Source organism: Roseburia sp. AM51-8 (genome assembly GCF_003478275.1).
Classification (GTDB): domain Bacteria; phylum Bacillota; class Clostridia; order Lachnospirales; family Lachnospiraceae; genus Pararoseburia; species Pararoseburia lenta.
In genome coordinates this window covers 15831-34178 of record NZ_QUEY01000002.1, presented here as the reverse complement: position 1 = coordinate 34178, position 18348 = coordinate 15831, and the positions used below count along the sequence as shown (strand labels likewise).

Genomic DNA, 18348 nt, shown 5'->3' with positions numbered 1-18348 from the left:
AGGTTCAAAATTGGATAAAAGAAATTCAGTCTGACCGGGGCAGAGACTCTAAGCGTCTTATGGAGAACTGCGATAAGATTGAAGAATACGGACGTAAGATACACGACGATGCATTGATAGGTTTTGCCTGCTTTTCCAGGGGCGAGACCTATTATTTAATGATGACACCAGAAACTTTTATGTTCAGATGATCGCGTGTATTCCTTCCATGGAAAAGATCGGGGAGTGGGGATATGTCGTGATGGCAAACAATATGCTGGGCATCATGTCCCTAAATCGCGGCAACGCGCCTTATGCCATGGATTATTACTTGAAAGCACTTTCCTATTGTGAAAAATACGGACTGCCGAATCTGGAATGGATCGTACATATGAATATCGGTTCCCTGTATCTGAACATCCATGAGTATCAAAAGGCACTTGACCACCTGGAGAGCGGCTATCACTATATTATCGTGAATCCGACCATGCCCGGTTACATAGAGCATTTGACGGCGGCATATCTCAACATTGCCAAGGCATATCTTTTCATGGGCAAGGAGGAATCCGGTCAGGAAATGTTTGCGACGGCAGCGCGTTACAATGACAAGATTGAAAAAGAGTGCAAGCCATATCTGCAAAACGTCGATGGGCTTGTTGTGTCATGTTTTCAGGCGCGTTTTTATTATGAAAGAGGACAGGAAGATGCCTTATTGCGTGAGATAAGGCGTATCGGTGACTATCTGAAAGAAGAAGTGCCGATCATGGATGTTTACGACGATCTCTATGAGTATATGCGTATGCTTTTGGATGGCAAGCGTTATGAGGACTTTAAGGATTGCTATTTTATCGTCGAGGAACTGACCAAGCAGACCAATATCCGCAATCTGGAGAAAAAATTGCTGACGCTGCTGGTTTGCTACTATAAAGCCATAGAGGATCAGGACAATTTCCAGAAGGCGGCCGTGACCTATTATGAGTTGTCTGAGGAGATGGAAAAAGAAAACAGCGTTATGGTGGCGAGCATGATCAACATGCGTAATTCCCTCAACAATCTGGCGCAGATCAACTGGGAAGTGGAGCAGGAAAATATTGCCCTCCACCGCAAGTCAGAGACAGATCCTCTGACAGGACTCTACAACCGCTACAAACTAAACGAATACGGAGAAGATGCTTTTATCCGTGCACGCGAACAGCAGACACCACTTGGCATTGAGATCTTAGATATTGATTATTTCAAAGAATATAATGATAATTACGGACATCAGGCAGGAGATGAGGCTCTTAAGATGGTATCCCGCATGATCATGCAGATGCAGCATCAGGGGGAAGTTTTCTGTTCCCGCTATGGAGGGGATGAGTTTGTCCTCATATACTCCGGGATGTCAGAAGAAGAGACCTATCGGTGGGCAGAACATCTGAAACAGATGATCCTGCGTCAGGCGGTAGAGCATAAATACTCCAAGGCGGCAGAGGTTCTGACCATTTCACAGGGCATCTGCTGGGGTGTTCCCGTAGAGGAAAACAAGGTCTGGGACTATCTGCATGCAGCAGATGAACTTCTCTATCAGGTAAAGAAGGTTTCCAGAAACAGCATCCGACTGGGGCATTTGGGAGATGTAGAGAGGTTTGCCAATCATGACTGATAAAAAGCATTTTACCTACATACTCCGGTGTAGCGACGATTCACTCTACACAGGTTATACGACCAATCTGGCCAAACGCCTGCAAACGCATAATGCGGGCAAGGGTGCCAAATATACAAAAGCGCGTCTTCCGGTGGAAATGGTCTACCATGAGGAATATGCCACAAAGGAAGAGGCAATGCGCCGGGAAGCGGCGATCAAAAAATTAACGCGAAAGCAGAAAATAGAATTGATCAAGAATCAGACAAATACGAAAGGGATAAAGGCATGAAGACGATCAAACAAATCTTTTTTACAGATGTGAAAAATCTGGCAAAAAATCTGTTTGCCCTGATTATCGCCATTGGTGTATGTTTTTTACCAGCACTTTATGCATGGTTCAATATCTATTCCAACTGGGATCCATACGGCAATACCGGTAATCTACAGTTAGCGGCTGTCAATTTGGATCAGGGTTATACGGATGATGACGGAGAGTTCAAAAATACCGGTGAAGACATCATGGATGAATTGGCAGACAACGATAAGGTCGACTGGCAGTTCGTGGATTCTGCGGATGAAGCCATTGAGGGTGTGGAATCCGGTAAATACTATGCAGCACTCGTTGTGCAAAAAGATTTTACATACAATATGTATAATATGTTCGTAAACACAACAGAGGAACCTACCCTGATCTTTTACCAGAATCAGAAAAAGAATCCGGTAGCCAATAAGATCTCGGATACCATCGTTACGACCGTACAGAGCAACATCAACGAAGAGTTTGTAAAGGTCATGACCAAGACCATCTTTGAAGATGTCAATGATATGTATGACGACATCGAGGAAGAAGGCGGTGTGGATGCCTTTATTGAGAAGTTAGAGAAGTTGAATGACAATCTGATCGATTATCAGGATACCATCGACAAGGTCATCAGTGGAAATGCGGTATTATCCTCTAATATTGCAAATGCCACAGATGATGTGAGTGATCTGGAGGGCAAGACCAAGTCTTCCGCAGGAAGTCTGTCTGAGGCAAACGGTTCTATCCAGCAGAGCCAGAATACCTTAAATGCCTACAAAGATCAGATGAATCTGACGGTTGATACCATGATCACCATGTTGACAAACATGGAAAATCAGTTAAGGCAGGCGCAGATCAGCGGTGATATTGATCAGATGGCAGATGCCTGTCAGCAGACCTTAAAGGATACCAACCAGTTAAATAAAGATATCAATGCCATCAGCCAGTCCATTGCAGATGAAAACGGGAATACGGATGTGGTCAATACCCTGCAGCAGTTATCCGATGCCGTGGATGCCCTGCAAAAGATATTAGAACAGGCAGATCTGGACGGACAGTATGATGCGACCGCCCAGCAGATCAAGGATGCCGAGGCGACCATGATCTCAGATATTGACAAGGCGGTCTCCAATATCACATCGACCAGAAATACCATCAACAACCAGTTGGTACCACAGCTCAATACCTGCGTGGATAACTTAGAGGATGTGATCGGCAATGCAAGTACGGTCATGAACAATATGAGCGGCGTGCTCAACTCCATGGGAAATGTATTTTCTTCCTTGCAGACAACGATTTCTACTTCGGATAAGAGTCTGGAAAAGACCAAAGAAGCCTTATCCAAGATCAGCACCAGACTGACCAAGGCGATCGACAAGGCAAAGAGCGTCGAGGACGACGAGCGTGTGCAGGCACTGGTAGATACACTGACCGGTGATCCGGATATGTACGGTGAGTTCTTCTCCGAGCCGGTAGAGATCGAGTCCGTTGCGGTATATCCGATTGAAAATTATGGTTCTGCAGTTGCACCATTCTATACGGTTTTGTCTGTATGGGTAGGTTGTATCATCATGGTAGCCATTGTCAAAGTAAAAGTATCAAAATCAAAATACCCGGATGCGACACCGACACAACTTTTCTTTGGAAGAGGCATGTTCTTTATCGCTATGGGGCAGGTACAGACCCTGATCACGGTCTTGGGTGATCTTTTCATCTTGAAGATTCAGTGTGTTCACCCGCTTTTGTTCTGGGTGGTCGGCGCACTGACCAGTCTGACCTTTACCCTTTTGATCTATGCACTGGTCTACTCCTTTGGCGATGTAGGTAAAGCCATTGCCGTTGTTATCTTAGTGCTGCAGATTGCCGGAAGTAGCGGAACTTATCCGATCGAACTTTTGCCGGAATTTTTCCAGAAGGTATATATCTTCTTCCCATTCCCATACGCGATCAACGCTATGCGTGAATGTATCTGTGGATTATACGAGGCGGATATTGTAGTTTATCTGCTCAAGTTACTGACCTTCTTAGGTGTAGGTCTTGTCATCGGACTTTTGATCCGTATCCCATTCGAGGGGCTCAACCATTACATGGAAAAGCGTCTGGAAGATACGGAAATGATGTAAGGAGGGTAGGACTGTGGCAGAAAAACGAGAATACAAAGAGATGTATGAAAAGTTCATCAATTATGAACAGGATCTTCATCTGGAAAATCAAAAGAGAATCCGTATTGGTCTTAAAGTCAACATCATATTACCACTCTTCTTTCTGATCATGAGTTTTGCCATTTCAGAAGGGAAATTAGTCTTTTTGGTCCTTTGGATCCTTTCCCTCTTTGGCATAGCCTTCTATCTGATCTATGTGGAGTACAGTGATTACAAGATGATGGAGCAGATGAAAGAGTTTGGCGTGGATGTTGATAAACTGCATGACGACACCAGTCTGATCGGTGAAGGTGTGCAGCAGGCAGAGAGCAACATTTCCGAGAAATTAGATTATGTTGATGACCGCATTGACGAAGGCAAGCAAAAGATAGAGGCTGAAAAACAGAGAATCGGTGCCGAGATCGAGGAGCGTAAGGAGCAGTTCAAAGAGGCAGTGATCCAGAAGATCAGCCCGGACAATAAAAATACAGATGAAAAGGAGGACGAATAAGATGAGAAACATTATTCGGATTTTTACCTCCGATGCAAAGAGACTGGCAACAAATGTTGTTGCAGTTGTTATGATCATTGGTCTGACGGTTATTCCGAGTTTATATGCCTGGTTTAACATCATGTCCAACTGGGATCCATACGGAGAGGCATCTACAGCCAATTTGAACGTTGTAGTTGCAAGTTGCGACCAAGGGACAGAGATTGAGGGCGTAGAGTTAAATATTGGTAATATGGTTGTCAGCAACCTCAAAGAGAATAAGACCATCGGCTGGGTTTTTGTAGATAGCGAGGAAGAAGCGGTAGATGGCGTACAGAGCGGTGATTATTATGCGGCTTTAGTCATTGACGAGTCATTTTCGGAAGATCTGATCAGTTTCCTTGGCGGAGACATCGAGAATCCAAAGATCACTTATTATGAAAATGAGAAAAAGAACGCGATCGCGCCAAAGATTACCGGTAAGGTAAAGACGACTGTTCAGGAGGAGATCAACAGTGCTTTTGTATCGACCATGGCACAGGCACTCTTAAGCATGAGCGAGTATGTCGTGACAGATAATAGCGGCAATGGCGGCAACTTTACCAATGCCGTCCGGGATAAATTGGATGATATGGATGCCGATCTGAATACCTATATCACGATCGTAGATTCCTATATTGCCATCATTGACTCCGCAAACAGTCTGATGGATGCGACTAATGCTGTGACAGACCAGTTGGATTCCATTATGGAGACCGGACGGAGCATGGCAAACAGTGCAGATGCAGCAGCGGATGCGGCAGACGGCAGCATTGATACCGTTTCGGATATGGTGACGGTCAACTTAGATGATGTCTTAAAGCAGATCGATAACATGGCAGATGCTGTGGATGATGTTTTTGACAAGGTAGATAACACAAGCAATGGTATGTCAGGCCAGATTGACTCCATCAAACTTGCTGTCGAAGCTTTGCAGACGAGTTTCAACAGTGCAATGGAAAATGTAAATATGAATTCAACCATTACACAGCAAAAAGATGCAGTCAATGCAGATTTTGACAAGATTGAGGCAGATCTGGATAATTTAAAAGCAGCATCTGACAAGACTTCTGCAGATTCCAATGCAATCTCACAGTCCCTGCATGCAGATTTTGATACCTGCAGAAAGAGCGTCGAAGCCTTAAGAACGACCTATAAAGATACGGTAGACCCACAGTTGAACTCTACCATGAATTCCATCCAGTCATCGATCAGCGAGATCCAGAAGATCCTGAACTACTCCAGCGATAGCATCAAGGATGTTTCATCTGCTTTGGACTCTTACCCGGATATGATGTCTTTTGGCAAGGATAAACTGGTAGCAACCAGGGATGATGCCATCGAGATGGAAGGCAAACTGCAGGATCTGATCGCCGATATGGATGATATTGAGTCAAACGACCAGTACAACATTTTGATGTCACTGATCGAGTCTGACCCGGATCTGATCGCAGACTTTATTTCCAGTCCGGTTAATCTGGATCAGGAGCCGATTTATGCGATGGCAAATAACGGATCTGCAACCGCACCATTCTATGTGATCTTATCTATCTGGTTTGGTGCCCTGATCCTGATCGCCATTATGCATACTGGACTTAAGACCAATCCGGGATGCAGGAACTTGCGGAATTGGCAGAAATTCTTCGGAAGATATATAGTGTTCTACCTGATGGGACAGTTGCAGACGATCATTACTGTTTTGGGATGTATTCTCTATGTAGGTATCCAGTGTGACCATCCGCTTATGTTCTGGTTTGCGGCATCCTTTACCAGTTTTACATTTACCATCTTTATGTACTCTCTGGCATATGCCTTTGGCAATGTCGGCGAGGCAGCAGCAGTCGTGCTTATGGTTATCCAGGTTGCTGGAAGTGGTGGTACCTTCCCGGTAGAAGTATTGCCAAAGGTATTCCAGTATCTTTATAAATATATGCCATTCGCACATGGTATGAACGCTTTGCGTGAGGCAATCGCAGGTACGCATGGCAATGACTACTGGATGTATCTGACAGAAATGACAGCCTATATCGGAGTCGCTCTGCTCTTTGGACTGGTTATCAGTATTCCTTGCAAGAAATTGAATGAAAAGATCGAGGAAAGCAAAGAACGAACAGACCTCTTGGTATAATGACAATTGAAGACGGTTTTGGAAGGCGGTGTCTTGTGGCATCGTCTTCTTTTTACGTAATAAAACGTTCATCGAAAATTCAAATTGCATAAAACGCTTTACAAATAGCAGTTGCCATGTTAAATTGATAATAGTTACTGATTTATTTAAGATAAAGAAAGGTTGAAATTATGAAAACTCTGAATTATAGCAGGCAGCGGGAAGCCATATATAATTATCTGCTTTCGACGAAGAAGCATCCCACTGCAGAGACCATATTTCAAGCAGTTCAGAAGGATTACCCAAAGATCAGCCTTGCGACAGTCTATCGAAATCTGACGGTCTTAGAGGAAACCGGACAGGTGCAGCGTATCCCTTGCAACGATGCCAAGGATCATTACGATGCCAACACAGCAGAGCATCCGCATTTTGTCTGTAACTACTGTCAGTCAGTCTTAGATCTGGAAATGGATAATCTGGAATTTCTGCATACCCTTGCAAATCAAGGTTTGGCGGCACGATCGAACAGAGCCAGGTAGTTTTCTTTGGAAAATGCCCTGCCTGTTTGGATAAAGAAAAAAATAATAATAATTCCTAATTTTCTATTGACATTTCATTGGTGAGGTGTTATATTAAGATCACCGAAAGGGAACAGTAAGTAATTAAGAATCATCATAAGTAAAGAAAAGGAGAAAAGAATTATGGCAAAGTATGTATGTAGTGTATGTGGATATGTTTATGAAGGCGAGCAGCCACCAGAGGAGTGCCCGGTATGTCATGTTGGTGCTGACAAGTTTAAGGAAGTCAAAGAAGGCGAAGAACTGACACTTGCTGCTGAGCATGAATATGGCGTATATGCTAAGACGGTAAAGAATAACGACGCTATCAGCGAAGAGGACAAGAAGTACATCTTCGATCAGTTAAAGGCAAACTTCGAAGGAGAATGCTCAGAAGTTGGTATGTATCTTTGCATGGCTCGTATCGCTCATCGCGAGGGCTATCCGGAGATCGGACTTTACTGGGAAAAGGCAGCATACGAAGAAGCAGAGCATGCTGCAAAGTTCGCTGAGATGTTAGGCGAGGACCTTGAGCCAAACATGAAGGCTACGACCAAGGACAACCTGGCTTGGAGAGTAGATTGCGAATTTGGCGCTACCGCAGGAAAGGTTGATCTTGCAAAATGTGCAAAGAAGAACAATCTGGACGCTATCCACGATACCGTACATGAGATGGCTCGCGACGAGGCAAGACATGGTAAGGCATTAAAGGGTCTGCTTGACAGATATTTTGGCTAAGCCGGATTTATAGAAGTTAAAAAGATAGAGGAATGTGTATGAGATTTACACATTCCTCTTTTTTATATTTTATCGTCTTTTTTCGACAGGAATCCCCACCTAAGAATAGGAATTTGGTGTATGCTGGCTTTTGAGAGTGAAAAGTGTTGGTCTTTCTGCAAAAGCAGGCGTATAATGAAGCGATAACATAGGTGAATTATACCTATAGGATAAATTGCGTTTAGACAGAGCAAAATACATAGAATACGGAGGACGGATAATGACCGTACAGGAATGTTATGAGATGATCGGAGCAGATTGGCAGGATGTGCTTCAGAGATTTGGAGGAAGTCAGGCGATCGTCAAGAAATTTGCCATCAAGTTTTTGGATGATCCGAGTTTTTCAGACATGAAAAAAGCAGTAGCGGAGAAAAATGTGGAAGATGCATTCCGGGCAGCACATACCTTAAAGGGTGTTTGCCTAAATTTGGGATTTTCGGATCTCTATCATACTTCTTATGACATTACAGAGATCTTTCGTGCCGGAACGTTTGAAGGTGCAGAAGAATTGATGGAGGCAATGGACGATCAGTATCAGACGATCCAGGATGCTGTGACCCGCTTAATGCAAGAGGACGCAGAATAATGGATTTTTGACCGTATGGGGAGAAAGAGCATGAAAAAGAGATTATTAAGCCTGGTGCTTTGTGTAGGGCTGGTCCTAGGGCTGGCAGGCTGTGGAAGCAGTCCGGCAGCGGAAGAGGACACCTTACCGCAGATCATCATAGGCAGTGACGATTATAAACCTTACAATTATGTGGATGAAGACGGAAATGCAGCAGGCATTGACGTGGAACTTGCCAAAGAAGCCTTTGGGCGCATGGGATATGAACCGGTCTTTCGCAATATTGTCTGGGAGAAAAAGGAGGAATATCTGGCGGATGGACAGATTGACTGTCTCTGGGGATCCTTTACCATGACTGAACGTGAGGATGAGTACACCTGGGCGGGTCCCTATCTAAAGAGCCGTCAGGTCGTGGTCGTACGTCAGGAAAGCGGCATCAAGACCTTGCAGGATCTTGCGGGCAAGCGCTTTGCCGTGCAGGTGTCCTCCAAGCCGGATGAGATCCTGCTCAACCATGAGGATCCCAGAATACCACAGGTGGATGAGGTTTATTGTTTTTCTACATTAGATGAAGTGTATGCCTGTCTGCGCAAGGGCTATTGTGATGCCATTGCGGGACATGAGAGTGCATTGCGCCTTTTTATGGATTCTATGCCGGACGAGTTTTACATGCTGGATGAAAGTCTTTATGAGTCCGAACTTGGCGTTGCCTTTGAAAAGGGGACACACGAAGAACTGGCAGAGGAACTGACCCGGACCTTGCAGGAGATGCAAAAAGATGGAACCACAGGGGAGATACTGGAAAAATACGGCATGAGCGCAGACCGCGCTTGGAGTGACGCAGATGCAGAGTAGAGATATGAGAAAAAACAAAGAGATCAGTTTGGCATGCTTTCTCTTAATCTTAGGAATAGCCGTTAGTTTGATCAGTGGTATGATCATCATACAGAGTGATCGCGCCAGACTATATTATGTCATGGATGAAAGTTTTGACACGATCAAGTCCAGGATCGTGCGATGGAATAACTATGAGGTCGGAGACCGCACCAAGAGCGAGGTCCGTCTTTTGGACAAGGCAAAGGAGTTGAGCCGTTGCCTAAAGCGGGAGGAGGCCTCAGATGCTCTCTTAGAGCAGTATGCCTATGAGCAGCGTCTGGACGGTATTCTGGTAACGGATGCGGACAATGTGCCGACATACGGTTGGGGAGAGATTGATGAGTCTGTCTGGGATGAATTTTTGAATAACGATGTTTCGTATGATGCATCCCACTATCCGGAAAATTCTTATGCGACCCGTATGGATATCGGGGGTAGCCAGTACGATTTTGCCATTGTTTCCCGGCAGGATCAGGCGGGCTATGTGGCAGTTTTATCGGAAAAAAGAGAGATCTTTGCCAAGGACGAGATCAGCATACAAACGCTTTTAGATGATTTTATCTTTGAATTAAAGGGCACGGCTGTCATTGCATCCGGGGATGAGATCATCAGTACCAACGATGAAGAACTCAAAGGCAAATGCCTACAGGACTGGCTAAAGATGAGTGCAGAAGATTTTGGGGAATTGAACCAGACCAGTAATCTGATCCGCCTGACGATAAATGGCAGACATCTGTGTGGCGATGTGCGCCGGGTGGAAGGCTATGATATTTATATCTTTTTCCCGGAGGTCAGGGTCTATTCCACCTTTATCATGACGGAAAGTTTTGGGATCATCTTGTATGTGCTTGCCTGTATTCTTTTCTTATTCCTGCGTTACAAACAGGAAGAAAAGAACCGGGAAAAAAGTGCAGAGCAGCTGCGTACCATCAGTTCTATCAGCCGGGTCTATAGTTTTGTTTTGCTCATAGATTTGGGGACGGACTCCTGGAAGGTCTTAAAATCCGCGGATAAGATGGAGAGTGCGCTCAGTCAGGGCAGTGACGTAAAATATATGCTGAAAAGATATGCAGAGCATGTTTTGACTGAAGCCTATCAGGAGGATTTTCTGCGCTTTTCGGATATGGCGGATATGGCGGCGCGTGTCGCAGGTAAGACCTATGTTTCCTGTGTCATGGAAGAAAAAAATGCCAAGTGGGAACAACTGTTTTTTGTGCCGCAAAAATATGATGAGGACGGAAAATTACAGGAAGTTATCTTTCTGTGCCGGGATGTGTCGACCGAGAAGAAAAAGGAGATCCACTATCAGAACAGTCTGCGCCGTTCTGTGGAACATGCAGAGCGTGCAAGCGTGGCAAAGACAGACTTTCTTCGACGGATGAGCCACGATATCCGGACACCAATCAATGGCATTAAGGGTATGATCGAGATCAGCCGATATTATGCAGGGGACGAGGAAAAGCAGGAGGAATGTCGTCAGAAGATCGTCAGCGCCTCCAGTTTCCTTTTGGATCTGGTCAATAATGTGCTGGATATGAATAAGTTGGAGTCCGGCCAGGTGCGTCTGGAGCAAAAGCCGTTTGACCTCTTGGAATTATTCCGGGAAACGGTATCACTGGTTGAGGTACAGGCGATAGAGCGCCAGGTCGATTTTCAGGTGGACGTTTGCAAGGGGGTACACTGGAATGTTTTAGGCAGTCCACTGCACCTGCGCCAGATCTTGCAGAATATCATGAGCAATGCCATCAAGTACAACCGTGAGGGAGGGACTGTGCATGTCAGCGTAGAGGAAACCGGATCGACCAGAAAGATGGCGATCTTTGTCTTTACCTGTCAGGACACCGGACTTGGCATGTCGGAAGAATTTCAAAAGCGTGCCTTTGAGCCGTTTGCCCAGGAAAATGCATCTGCCAGAACTTCCTATGCCGGAACCGGTCTGGACTGCCGATCGCCAAGGAGTTGACGGAAAAGATGGGTGGCAGCATCCACTTTACCAGCCAGCAGGGGCAGGGAACGACCTTTACCATAGAATTGCGTTTCAAACTTGCCGATCATGTGGAGGATAAGGAGGACAGCGAGGACCAGGACATCTGTCTGGATGGCATCCATGTTCTTTTGGTAGAAGATAATGATCTCAACATGGAGATTGCGCAGTTTATCCTTGAAAATGCGGGCGCGGCTGTGACCAAGGCATGGAACGGACAGGAGGCAGTAGACTGTTTCCTGCAATCCGAGGGCGGCACCTATGACATCATCCTGATGGATATTATGATGCCGGTCATGGACGGACTGGATGCGGCGCGCTGTATCCGTTCCCTGGATCGGTCGGATGCAAAGAGTGTGCCGATCTTTGCCATAACAGCCAATGCTTTTAGTGATGACAAGGAGCGCAGTTACAAGGCTGGCATGAACGAACACATATCCAAGCCTATCATTAAAAAAGATTTACTACGGATTATGAAAAAATACATACCAAAGTAGGACAGAAGTCTATTATATTGGTATATAGGTAGTTTCGCGGAAAGGCGGATAAATAATTATGACAAAACGATCTCAGCCCAGATCGTATCTTTAGCGGATGTCTATGTGGCACTGACCGGGATATCCGCAGAGAAGCCGTGAGCATGCACAGAGAATCCGAAAAGAAATAAATAAAAGAAAAAACGCCAAAGCCGACGCAGAGCCAGTTTTGGCGTTTTCTTAATTCAAGATTTATTTTTTAATGATGGGATTATTCGATCAGACCGCTGTTTTTCAGCAGGATCTCCACATCGGTTCCCCTGACCTTCTTGAGCAGGACTTTCAGGGCTTCTTTTTCTGCAAAGGAAAGTTTTACATCTGTGATCGGTTTCTTGTCGATTGCATAGTAGCATGCACGCAGGAGTTCGCGCACGTCATATTTACTTCCCCATACTTCAGGAACACCGCGGTCAATATCAAGTAGTGTGTAAACAGATTCCATACCGGTACGCATAGAGTATTCAATGGTAAAGATGGTATCTCTCGGTGTCTCGGCAAACTGACCTAAGAAAGCAAAGTTGACAGAGCCTTCCGGTACGACCTTTGGGCGATCCTCATTCTTTCTTGGCTGGAAGAAAGCATTGATAAACGGCATAAAGCATGTGGTTGTGTTGCAGGCATTTTCTGCTAGATCCGGGATCTCTTTTGGATCCACGCCGATATGATAGAGCCATTCTTCGCAGACCTCCTTACCGGTACAGTCACGCATGGCTTTCTTTACAAAGTTTCCTTCCTTGTTGGTATTGAGGGCATAGAGCCAGACAAGGACCATATTCTTATCCTGAGCCTTGAACTGTGGCTGACGGTTGATGGTCCAGGACAGATACCAGTTTTCGGTACTATCCTTTACTGTGACGATACCACCGGTCGTTACCTTGCCGTCTCTCGGATCACGCTTGCAGATATCCTTGATCTTGCTGATGATCTTTTCATCGGAAGTGGCAACGGTCGCGCTCATCCAGTTGGTTGCTTCGTAGTCATCACAGAAGTTATCCGGGTTACCGAATTCACCGTGCTTTGCCTGTCTTGCAATATTTTTCCACAGATCCCATGACTCGCCGGCACCATTTTTTACCTTAGAAAGATCCGGTACATGGGTCTGGTCGCCGTAGCAGGAAGTATCGGTGCAGCAGCCGTTTGTGATGAATACAAGATCATCCTCTACCAGATCCAATGTCTGCTCCTCGCCGTCCTTGATATATATGATCTGGCGTGCGATCTTCTTGTCGCCGACCGTTTCAATGACAACATTCTTTACATCCATGCCGTACTCGATCTGTACTCCATGTGCCGTCAGATAGTTGACAAGCGGCATGATGAGGCTTTCGTACTGATTGTACTTGGTAAAACGAAGGGCACTAAAGTCCGGGAGCCCATCAATATGGTGCACATAACGGCAAAGGTAACGCTTCATCTCCAGGGCACTTGACCAGCGCTGGAAAGCAAACATAGTCTGCCAATAGAGCCAGAAGTTGGTATCCCAGAATGAATCCGGCAGCACTTCGGAGATCTTCTTGTCTTCCAATTCTTTTTCCGGTGTGATAAAGAGTTTGGAAAGTGCCTGTGCGCTTGCCTTATCCAGCCCGAATTTCTTGTCTGTGTGAGCGTCCTGACCGCGATTTACGGTAGCACGGCAGAGAGAATAGTTCGGGTCATGCTTGTTGAGCCAGTAATATTCGTCCAGAACAGAGATTTCCGGGTTTTCCATGGAAGGCACATCACGGAACATATCCCACATGACTTCAAAGTGGTTATCCATTTCACGTCCGCCTCTCATAAAGAAGCCCTTGGTAATATCTTTTCTTCCATCGCATGAACCGCCGGCGAGGGTCAGTTTTTCCAAAAGGTGGATATGCTCGCCCTTCATTTGACCATCACGCACCAGATAAAAGGCTGCGGTCAGACCGGCAAGTCCGGTTCCGATGATGTATGCGGATTTTTTGTCGACACCCTCCGGTTTCTCCGGATGTGCGAATGATTCATAAGTTCCTGCTGAGTAATACATAATGATTACCTCCTTCATTTCTTTGTACCTGTAGTATAGGTTTGTCAAAGAAAAAGGAAAATAAACAAAAAAGACCCCATGATAATTTTTTTATCATGGGGGTATGATTGTAAATAATTTTATCAAATCCGGTCTTTTGATAAAATCAGTGGTCACATAAACGATGTAGGGCTGCCGACAGGTTTCCCTGGATGACAATAGCAAGACGCTCGACCAGTTTTTCCGGGTCTTCTTTCATGTCATCGGCGACCCAGTCCAACATGAGCCCGACCAGGACATAGGAGTAGATCTGTGCGATAAAATCCTTGTCTGTCTGCTTGACAAAGAGTCCCTTGGACTGCTCCTCGATCACATCGACTAAGAGTTTATCGGTCAGGGGCATGAGGTATTTTTCTACACGTTCCCGGCTGACGCAGTGGTAGACATTCATGATGAATGGCTTATTTGCCTGCACAGCGTAAAAGATCTGTAACAGCCCCTGCTCCCAGGTATCATAGGTCTTTTTGTTGTTCAAGGCTTTCTCGGCATCTTCCAGACAGGACCATTCCACCAGATCATAGATATCCTTGAAATGATAGTAAAAGGTCATGCGGTTGATACCGCAATCTGCCGTAATATCGTTGATCGTTATTTTATCCAGCGGCTTTTGTAAAAGAAGATTTTTCAGTGATGTCTCTAGGGCACGCTTGGTTACTTGTGACATGAGGTCTCCTTTCTGCACTTACATTTTCGGAACGATATAACCATAGAGATAATGGTCGCGCCAGCGATTTTGCAAAAATACCTTATCTACCAGCAGACCTTCCTTGTGGAAGCCCAGTTTTTTCAAAAGGCAGATAGAGGGGGTGTTGTCCGGCAGTACAAGTGCTTCGTAGCGGCGGATGCCGATGTCTCCCGAAACAATACGGATGCCTGCCTTGATCGCTTCGTAGCAGTAGCCTTTTCGCCAGAAATGCTGATCCATCTTGTAGCCTAACTGGGCAGAAGAATAGATATTCGGCGAAATGTTGTGGAAACTGACCGTGCCGATGATACGGTCGGGATTATCTTTTTCAAAGATCCAGAAACGTAGCATATGTAACTTAAGGATCTCCTGATACTCGTAGGTCAAAAGGTTTTTCTGATGTTCCAGACTGTAAAAGTCATTTCCGACCAGGGGTTCAAACTGCTCAAAGATCGCAGCGTTGTCTTTGTAAAATTGTAATACCTTTTCGGCATCATCTGCGGAAAGGATACGCAGAATCAGGCGGTCGGTCGTCTGTTCAAGATTCACTCACTTAACCTCGGATTTCTACCTTATTCAGAAAGGCGGATAATATTTGGACAAATTCCTGCATGGTCTTATCGTCCGGTGCGTGAAATCCCGGGTGCAGGACATCCGGCGATTCCTTGTATGGCTGGAGATAGTAGGCTTTGGCGCCGGATAACCACATACCGATAGCGGTCATATCCTTTGTCTCATGGAGTTCCTGGCAAACAGTCGTGCGGAACTCGTAATCGACTTTTTTGGAAGCTTTTAAGATCTCCACCGATTCGGCGATCGCATCCAGATCAAACTCATCCGCGTGGACGATATCTGCATATTTTGTCCGGCATTGCTTGATATCCATGGCAACATAGTCCACAAAGCGGTCTTTGACCAGAGAGCGGAGCATGGCAGGGTTGGTTCCGTTGGTGTCCAGTTTTACCTTGTAGCCCAGGAGTTTGATCTGGCGGATAAAGTCCGGAAGATCCCGGTTCAAGGTCGGTTCTCCACCACTGATGACAACGCCGTCCAGGACATTTCTTCTTTTGCGCAGATGATCAAAAATATCATCTTTTGTGTATGGTTTGATGTCGTTCAGCCCGACGATCAGATCACCATTGTGGCAGTAAGGACAGCGGAAGTTACAGCCTCCGGTAAAGAGGGTTGTAGCAACACGCCCCGGATAGTCAACCAAGGTTGTTTTCTGCATTCCATATATTTTTACAGTCATAGTGTTACTCCATTTCTTATCGTGTTATAATGAAACCAATCAAAAACATTATAACAGTTTGGTGGAGGTTTTACCATATGGCACTGAAAGAGAAAATCGAAAAGAACAGACAGGAAAAACATGACGAGAAGTACATGAAGATGGCACTCAAGGAGGCAAAAAAGGCATACGATCTCAACGAAGTACCGATCGGCTGCGTGATCGTGCGCGATGATAAAGTCATCGGCAAGGGCTACAACAAGCGCAACACGGATAAGAATGTACTTTCCCATGCGGAATTGATCGCAATGAAGCAGGCATGTAAAAAGACAGGTGACTGGCGACTGGAGGACTGTACCATGTATGTGACCCTTGAGCCATGCCAGATGTGTGCAGGTGCTATGGTGCAGGCGAGATTGAAAAAAGCGGTTATCGGTAGCATGAATGCCAAGGCGGGCTGCGCCGGATCCGTCCTTAACATTTTACAGATGGATGCTTTCAATCATCAGGTCGAGGTTGAGCGCGGTGTCCTCGAAGATGAGTGTTCAGCCCTCTTAAGCGGATTTTTCGCAGATCTGCGTGAGCAGAAGAAGCAGTTTTAGGGAGGAAAATCCGCAAGATCATATGAAGGTTGATAGAATGATGGGTTTTGATTGACAAATGTGTCATAATCCCATACAATGCAAATGGCGGCCTCCACAAGTGGCGTTGATACTTGGGTCTTGCGCGACGGATGCCTACGAATCGTGTCAGGTCAGGAATGGAGCAGCACTAAGAAGGAGTTTCCGGGTGCCGCAAGGGTGCCTGGGTTGAGCAGGCTGTGGAGGTAACGCTATGAAAGACAATTTCAGGGAGATCAAGGTATCTCCCTTTTTTACATTATGAATTAAAGTCATCTGCGCGCAAAGGGCAGCCTGAGCGTAAAGATACGGGATTTTATAGGTGTTTGATAGGGAAAGTCTCTGTATCTTTGGATGCAGGGACTTTTTCATATTATAGGTAAAAGCACACTCTTCATAAAAGAAAGGAGCATACTGATGGATACCAGAGTAGCAATTCTTGCGATCGTGGTGGAGGAGCGTGACAAGGCAGAAGAACTCAACCACGTCCTGCATGCATATGGCAAATATATCATCGGGCGCATGGGGATCCCTTATGAAAAACGCGGGATCTCACTGATCAGCGTCGCCGTAGATGCACCCCAGGATGTGATCAGTGCCATGTCAGGAAAGATCGGCAATATTGAGGGGGTAACGGCAAAAGCCGTCTATTCCAAATTGCAGTAAGTGACGCTTGGATAATAGCGAAAGAAAAGAGAAAAAGGAGAGAAATGCCTATGGCACTGGCAATGCAGGATGTCAAAGCATTGATTGATAAATTAGATAAAGAAAATGCACTAAGTCTGGATGAATGGGAAGAACTTATCCGCGGACGATGCGATCAAGTGGCAGAATATGCAGCGGAAATTGCCCGTCAGAGGTCCAAAGAGATCTTTGGCAACAGGATCTATACGCGAGGATTAATCGAGATTTCCAATTACTGCAAGAATAATTGCTATTATTGTGGCATCCGCAGGGATAACCGGCAGGTTGAACGTTACCGCCTGAGCCGGGAGGATATCTTATCCTGCGCAGATATTGGGGAAGAACTGGGTTTTCGCACCTTTGTCCTGCAGGGGGGAGAAGATGCTTACTATACAGATCAGGTCATGTGTGATCTGATCCGGGAGATCAAGGAGCGTCACCCGAATTGCGCCATTACCCTGTCTCTTGGCGAAAGAAGTGAAGAAAGTTACCGCTTAATGAGAGAAGCAGGGGCAGATAGATACCTTTTAAGGCATGAAACAGCGGATAAAGACCATTACAAGAGCCTGCACCCGCAGGAAATGGACTTTGATCACCGTATCCAATGCCTTTATACCTTAAAAGACTTAGGTTATCAGGTGGGTTGCGGTTTTATGGTCGGTTCCCGGGGACAGACGCCACATACGCTGGCGAAGGATATGGTCTTTATCCAGAACTTACAGCCGGCAATGGTGGGGATCGGACCTTTTGTGCCACATCACGAGACGCCGTTGGGGAATCAGCCACAGGGAACGGTAGCTGAGACTTTGTATCTGATCTCGTTGCTTCGTATTTTACAGCCAAAGTTGCTGCTTCCAGCGACAACGGCATTGGGAACGATAGATCCGCGAGGCAGGGAAAAAGGTATCCTAGCAGGTGCTAATGTGGTTATGCCGAACCTGTCACCGACAGGCGTGCGTAAGCAATATGAACTATACGATAATAAGATCTGCACCGGAGACGAAGCAGCAGAGTGTCGTAACTGTCTGGGAAACCGTATGCAGTCGATAGGTTATGAACTGGTCGTTGACCGTGGCGATGCACCTGTTTAATAGGTGTTGAAATT

General features: G+C 45.7%; 17 protein-coding genes, 1 other RNA gene and 1 pseudogene. 15 read left to right on the top strand and 4 right to left on the bottom strand.

Annotated elements, in window-relative coordinates; translation table 11 throughout:
• Positions 1–208: 208 nt before the first annotated feature.
• The 11 genes and pseudogenes from DW996_RS03690 to DW996_RS03640 all read left to right on the top strand — a co-directional run bounded on the left by DW996_RS03690 (position 209) and on the right by DW996_RS03640 (position 11940).
• Positions 209–1624 carry a GGDEF domain-containing protein gene (locus tag DW996_RS03690; protein ID WP_158575182.1) on the top strand — a complete coding sequence of 472 codons (1416 nt, stop codon included), beginning with the start codon at positions 209–211 and terminating at the stop codon, positions 1622–1624.
• Entirely contained in the window at positions 1617–1895 is a 279-nt protein-coding gene (locus tag DW996_RS03685; protein ID WP_118534908.1) for a GIY-YIG nuclease family protein, read from the top strand. Before DW996_RS03690 ends, DW996_RS03685 begins: the two co-directional genes overlap by 8 nt.
• Positions 1892–4030: a YhgE/Pip domain-containing protein gene (locus DW996_RS03680; protein WP_118534907.1), complete on the top strand. Its 2139-nt coding sequence runs from the start codon at positions 1892–1894 to the stop codon at positions 4028–4030. The genes DW996_RS03685 and DW996_RS03680 overlap by 4 nt, the downstream gene beginning before the upstream one ends.
• 13 nt (positions 4031–4043) lie before the next feature.
• Positions 4044–4559, top strand: coding sequence for a hypothetical protein (locus DW996_RS03675; RefSeq protein WP_118282406.1), 516 nt, complete (start codon positions 4044–4046; stop codon positions 4557–4559).
• Between the two features lies 1 nt (position 4560).
• Positions 4561–6705, top strand: a complete 2145-nt coding sequence (locus tag DW996_RS03670) for a YhgE/Pip domain-containing protein (RefSeq protein ID WP_158575180.1) — start codon at positions 4561–4563, stop codon at positions 6703–6705.
• 170 nt (positions 6706–6875) lie between these two features.
• The gene (locus DW996_RS03665; RefSeq protein WP_118534905.1) at positions 6876–7223 is read left to right on the top strand and encodes a Fur family transcriptional regulator; all 348 of its coding nucleotides are present in this window, start codon (positions 6876–6878) and stop codon (positions 7221–7223) included.
• Between the two features lie 162 nt (positions 7224–7385).
• Complete coding sequence (locus tag DW996_RS03660; RefSeq protein WP_118282416.1) at positions 7386–7979, top strand: NADH peroxidase; 594 nt, start codon at positions 7386–7388, stop codon at positions 7977–7979.
• A 259-nt stretch (positions 7980–8238) separates the two neighbouring features.
• The gene (locus DW996_RS03655; RefSeq protein ID WP_118282419.1) at positions 8239–8604 is read left to right on the top strand and encodes an Hpt domain-containing protein; all 366 of its coding nucleotides are present in this window, start codon (positions 8239–8241) and stop codon (positions 8602–8604) included.
• A 30-nt stretch (positions 8605–8634) separates the two neighbouring features.
• Entirely contained in the window at positions 8635–9438 is an 804-nt protein-coding gene (locus DW996_RS03650; protein WP_243098659.1) for a substrate-binding periplasmic protein, read from the top strand.
• A pseudogene (locus tag DW996_RS03645) lies at positions 9428–11439 on the top strand (sensor histidine kinase); the annotation flags it as partial. The gene DW996_RS03650 and the pseudogene DW996_RS03645, both read left to right, overlap by 11 nt.
• Positions 11431–11940 (top strand): ATP-binding response regulator, encoded by a 510-nt coding sequence (locus DW996_RS03640; RefSeq protein WP_243098657.1) that lies wholly within the window; start codon positions 11431–11433, stop codon positions 11938–11940. The pseudogene DW996_RS03645 and the gene DW996_RS03640, both read left to right, overlap by 9 nt.
• A gap of 250 nt (positions 11941–12190) precedes the next feature.
• On the opposite strand, the gene DW996_RS03635 is transcribed toward DW996_RS03640, so the two are convergent.
• From DW996_RS03635 to DW996_RS03620, 4 genes are all read right to left on the bottom strand, one after another.
• Positions 12191–13984 carry an oleate hydratase gene (locus DW996_RS03635; protein ID WP_118534903.1) on the bottom strand — a complete coding sequence of 598 codons (1794 nt, stop codon included), beginning with the start codon at positions 13982–13984 and terminating at the stop codon, positions 12191–12193.
• 145 nt (positions 13985–14129) lie between these two features.
• The gene (locus DW996_RS03630) at positions 14130–14687 is read right to left on the bottom strand and encodes a TetR/AcrR family transcriptional regulator (protein ID WP_118534902.1); all 558 of its coding nucleotides are present in this window, start codon (positions 14685–14687) and stop codon (positions 14130–14132) included.
• An 18-nt stretch (positions 14688–14705) separates the two neighbouring features.
• Entirely contained in the window at positions 14706–15257 is a 552-nt protein-coding gene (locus DW996_RS03625) for a GNAT family N-acetyltransferase (protein WP_118534901.1), read from the bottom strand.
• A 4-nt stretch (positions 15258–15261) separates the two neighbouring features.
• On the bottom strand, positions 15262–15960 hold the full coding sequence (locus tag DW996_RS03620; RefSeq protein WP_118534900.1) for an anaerobic ribonucleoside-triphosphate reductase activating protein: 699 nt from the start codon (positions 15958–15960) through the stop codon (positions 15262–15264).
• A 77-nt stretch (positions 15961–16037) separates the two neighbouring features.
• Between DW996_RS03620 and tadA the strand changes: the two genes are divergently transcribed.
• From tadA to hydE, 4 genes are all read left to right on the top strand, one after another.
• Complete coding sequence (gene tadA / locus DW996_RS03615) at positions 16038–16541, top strand: tRNA adenosine(34) deaminase TadA (protein WP_118282442.1); 504 nt, start codon at positions 16038–16040, stop codon at positions 16539–16541.
• 92 nt (positions 16542–16633) lie between these two features.
• An RNA gene (gene ffs / locus DW996_RS03610) (signal recognition particle sRNA large type) lies at positions 16634–16766 on the top strand.
• A gap of 210 nt (positions 16767–16976) precedes the next feature.
• Complete coding sequence (locus tag DW996_RS03605) at positions 16977–17225, top strand: TM1266 family iron-only hydrogenase system putative regulator (RefSeq protein ID WP_118282445.1); 249 nt, start codon at positions 16977–16979, stop codon at positions 17223–17225.
• Positions 17226–17275: 50 nt separating this feature from the next.
• Positions 17276–18334 (top strand): [FeFe] hydrogenase H-cluster radical SAM maturase HydE, encoded by a 1059-nt coding sequence (gene hydE / locus DW996_RS03600; protein WP_243098656.1) that lies wholly within the window; start codon positions 17276–17278, stop codon positions 18332–18334.
• Positions 18335–18348: the final 14 nt, after the last annotated feature.

Bases quoted from the DNA above. Each gene is read 5' to 3' on its own strand.
- DW996_RS03630 (WP_118534902.1), bottom strand. From the start codon at position 14,687: ATGTCACAAGTAACCAAGCGTGCCCTAGAGACATCACTGAAAAATCTT.
- hydE (WP_243098656.1), top strand. From the start codon at position 17,276: ATGGCACTGGCAATGCAGGATGTCAAAGCATTGATTGATAAATTAGAT.
- DW996_RS03690 (WP_158575182.1), top strand. From the start codon at position 209: ATGGAAAAGATCGGGGAGTGGGGATATGTCGTGATGGCAAACAATATG.
- tadA (WP_118282442.1), top strand. From the start codon at position 16,038: ATGGCACTGAAAGAGAAAATCGAAAAGAACAGACAGGAAAAACATGAC.
- DW996_RS03665 (WP_118534905.1), top strand. From the start codon at position 6,876: ATGAAAACTCTGAATTATAGCAGGCAGCGGGAAGCCATATATAATTAT.
- DW996_RS03605 (WP_118282445.1), top strand. From the start codon at position 16,977: ATGGATACCAGAGTAGCAATTCTTGCGATCGTGGTGGAGGAGCGTGAC.
- DW996_RS03635 (WP_118534903.1), bottom strand. From the start codon at position 13,984: ATGTATTACTCAGCAGGAACTTATGAATCATTCGCACATCCGGAGAAA.
- DW996_RS03685 (WP_118534908.1), top strand. From the start codon at position 1,617: ATGACTGATAAAAAGCATTTTACCTACATACTCCGGTGTAGCGACGAT.
- DW996_RS03650 (WP_243098659.1), top strand. From the start codon at position 8,635: ATGAAAAAGAGATTATTAAGCCTGGTGCTTTGTGTAGGGCTGGTCCTA.
- DW996_RS03640 (WP_243098657.1), top strand. From the start codon at position 11,431: ATGGGTGGCAGCATCCACTTTACCAGCCAGCAGGGGCAGGGAACGACC.
- DW996_RS03655 (WP_118282419.1), top strand. From the start codon at position 8,239: ATGACCGTACAGGAATGTTATGAGATGATCGGAGCAGATTGGCAGGAT.
- DW996_RS03680 (WP_118534907.1), top strand. From the start codon at position 1,892: ATGAAGACGATCAAACAAATCTTTTTTACAGATGTGAAAAATCTGGCA.
- DW996_RS03620 (WP_118534900.1), bottom strand. From the start codon at position 15,960: ATGACTGTAAAAATATATGGAATGCAGAAAACAACCTTGGTTGACTAT.
- DW996_RS03660 (WP_118282416.1), top strand. From the start codon at position 7,386: ATGGCAAAGTATGTATGTAGTGTATGTGGATATGTTTATGAAGGCGAG.
- DW996_RS03670 (WP_158575180.1), top strand. From the start codon at position 4,561: ATGAGAAACATTATTCGGATTTTTACCTCCGATGCAAAGAGACTGGCA.